We start from the raw sequence: 336 nt of genomic DNA on the forward strand, positions 1-336 counted from the left end.
TGGGCCTGGACCGCGATGCTGCCGCGATGCTGCTGGCGGCCTCCGATGAGCGCGGACCGGCCAGCGCCGACGACATCGCACTGATGGGCCGGATCTTCGCTTCGCACAACGCCATGGACATGTTCGCTACCGATGACCCTGATGAGGCGGAGGCGTTCGTGGCCGCGCGCCGCTATGCGATCCCGGCGGTGGAGGCCAAGGGGCCGCTGCTGCTCGAGGACGTCGGGGTGCCGCTGCCGCAACTGGCAGACCTGATCATCGGCATCGAGTCGATCGGCGCGCAGCACGAACTGCTGATCTCGGTGATCGCCCACGCCGGCGACGGCAACACCCACC

General features: G+C 69.0%; 1 protein-coding gene. It reads left to right on the forward strand.

Annotated elements, in window-relative coordinates; genetic code table 11:
- The coding region (locus KIH27_RS13380; RefSeq protein ID WP_284144732.1) for an FAD-linked oxidase C-terminal domain-containing protein at positions 1-336 on the forward strand (336 nt) is incomplete at both ends.

Origin of the sequence: Mycolicibacter acidiphilus, assembly GCF_018455725.1 — a bacterium.
GTDB classification, from domain to species: domain Bacteria; phylum Actinomycetota; class Actinomycetes; order Mycobacteriales; family Mycobacteriaceae; genus Mycobacterium; species Mycobacterium acidiphilum.